The organism is Psychrobacter sp. 2Y5, assembly GCF_051847375.1.
In the GTDB taxonomy this organism is placed as follows: domain Bacteria; phylum Pseudomonadota; class Gammaproteobacteria; order Pseudomonadales; family Moraxellaceae; genus Psychrobacter.
The window spans coordinates 1-2614 of record NZ_JBPYDA010000025.1 but is presented as its reverse complement, the minus strand read 5'-3'; the positions used below and the strand labels follow the sequence as shown (position 1 = coordinate 2614).

The 2614-nt window shown below is 50.6% G+C and carries 1 rRNA gene; it reads left to right on the top strand.

Annotation, left to right across the window (positions count from 1 at the left end):
* A 23S ribosomal RNA gene (locus ACS8E3_RS12940) occupies positions 1 to 2593 on the top strand; the annotation flags it as partial.
* Positions 2594 to 2614: the final 21 nt, after the last annotated feature.

The following is a 2614-nucleotide window of genomic DNA, read 5'->3' as shown; positions in this document are numbered from 1 at the left end:
ACTAGAATAGAAGAACAGCGTGGGAAAGCTGACCATAGTAGGTGATAGTCCTGTATTTTAAATTCTAGCGTCAACATATTAAGTAGAGCGGGGCACGAGAAATCCTGTTTGAAGATGGGGGGACCATCCTCCAAGGCTAAATACTCCTGACTGACCGATAGTGAACCAGTACCGTGAGGGAAAGGCGAAAAGAACCCCTGTGAGGGGAGTGAAATAGAACCTGAAACCGTGTGCGTACAAGCAGTGGGAGCCACCTTGCGTGGTGACCGCGTACCTTTTGTATAATGGGTCAGCGACTTATATTCTGTAGCAAGGTTAACCGTTAGGGGAGCCGTAGGGAAACCGAGTCTTAATAGGGCGTCTAGTTGCAGGGTATAGACCCGAAACCGAGTGATCTATCCATGAGCAGGTTGAAAGTGCCGTAACAGGCACCGGAGGACCGAACCCACTGTCGTTGAAAAGCCAGGGGATGACTTGTGGATAGGGGTGAAAGGCTAATCAAACTCGGTGATAGCTGGTTCTCCCCGAAAGCTATTTAGGTAGCGCCTCGGACGAACACCATTGGGGGTAGAGCACTGTTTCGGCTAGGGGGTCATACCGACTTACCAAACCGATGCAAACTCCGAATACCGATGAGTGATATCCGGGAGACACACAGTGGGTGCTAACGTCCATTGTGGAGAGGGAAACAACCCAGACCGCCAGCTAAGGCCCCAAATTCCTAGTTAAGTGGGAAACGAGGTGGGAAGGCATAGACAGCTAGGAGGTTGGCTTAGAAGCAGCCATCCTTTAAAGAAAGCGTAATAGCTCACTAGTCGAGTCGGCCCGCGCGGAAGATGTAACGGGGCTCAAACTAGGAGCCGAAGCTGCGGATTTGAATTTGTTTTCAAGTGGTAGGGGAGCGTTGTGTAAGCCTGTGAAGGTGTGTTGTAAAGCATGCTGGAGGTATCACAAGAGCGAATGCTGACGTGAGTAACGATAATGCGAGTGAAAAGCTCGCACGCCGGAAGATCAAGGGTTCCAGTCCAACGTTAATCGGGGCTGGGTGAGTCGACCCCTAAGGCGAGGCCGAAAGGCGTAGTCGATGGGAAATCGGTTAATATTCCGATACTTGTTTATGATGCGATGGAGGGACGGAGAAGGTTATGTCAGCCTAGTGATGGTTATCTAGGTGAAAGGATGTAGGCTTGCGACTTAGGTAAATCCGGGTTGCAATATGGTCGAGATCTGATAGCAAGCTGTACTTGTACAGCGAAGTGGCAAATACCAGGCTTCCAGGAAAAGCTTCTAAGCGATAGTCATAAACGAATCGTACCCTAAACCGACACAGGTGATCAGGTAGAGAATACCAAGGCGCTTGAGAGAACTCTGCTGAAGGAACTAGGCAAAATGGTACCGTAACTTCGGGAGAAGGTACGCTATTGGTGGTGATAGGACACGCTCCTTGAGCTGCTGGTAGTCGCAGATACCAGGCTGCTGCAACTGTTTATTAAAAACACAGCACTCTGCAAACACGAAAGTGGACGTATAGGGTGTGATGTCTGCCCGGTGCTGGAAGGTTAATTGATGGGCTTAGCGTATGCGAAGGTCTTGATCGAAGCCCCAGTAAACGGCGGCCGTAACTATAACGGTCCTAAGGTAGCGAAATTCCTTGTCGGGTAAGTTCCGACCTGCACGAATGACATAATGATGGCAGCGCTGTCTCCAGCAGAGACTCAGTGAAATCGAAATCGCAGTGAAGATGCTGTGTACCCGCGGCTAGACGGAAAGACCCCGTGAACCTTTACTACAGCTTTACATTGAACTTTGACCTGACTTGTGCAGGATAGGTGGGAGGCTTTGAAGCAGACACGCCAGTGTTTGTGGAGCCAATCTTGAAATACCACCCTGGTCATGTTGGGGTTCTAACTCAGGTATAACAATACCGAGGACAATGTATGGTGGGTAGTTTGACTGGGGCGGTCTCCTCCTAAAGAGTAACGGAGGAGTACGAAGGTGCGCTCAGACCGGTCGGAAATCGGTCGAAGAGTATAAAGGCAAAAGCGCGCTTAACTGCGAGACCCACAAGTCGAGCAGGTACGAAAGTAGGTCTTAGTGATCCGGTGGTTCTGTATGGAAGGGCCATCGCTCAACGGATAAAAGGTACTCTGGGGATAACAGGCTGATACCGCCCAAGAGTTCATATCGACGGCGGTGTTTGGCACCTCGATGTCGGCTCATCTCATCCTAGGGCTGAAGCAGGTCCTAAGGGTATGGCTGTTCGCCATTTAAAGAGGTACGCGAGCTGGGTTTAGAACGTCGTGAGACAGTTCGGTCCCTATCTACCGTGGGCGTTGGAAATTTGAGAGGAGCTGCTCCTAGTACGAGAGGACCAGAGTGGACGAACCACTGGTGTTCGGGTTGTCATGCCAATGGCATTGCCCGGTAGCTACGTTCGGATGGGATAACCGCTGAAAGCATCTAAGCGGGAAGCCCACCTCAAGATAAGATTTCCCTAAAGAGCCGTTCAAGACTAGGACGTTGATAGGCAGGGTGTGGAAGCGCAGCGATGCGTGTAGCTAACCTGTACTAATTGCTCGTTTGGCTTGACCATACAACACCCAAGTGGTTTGTA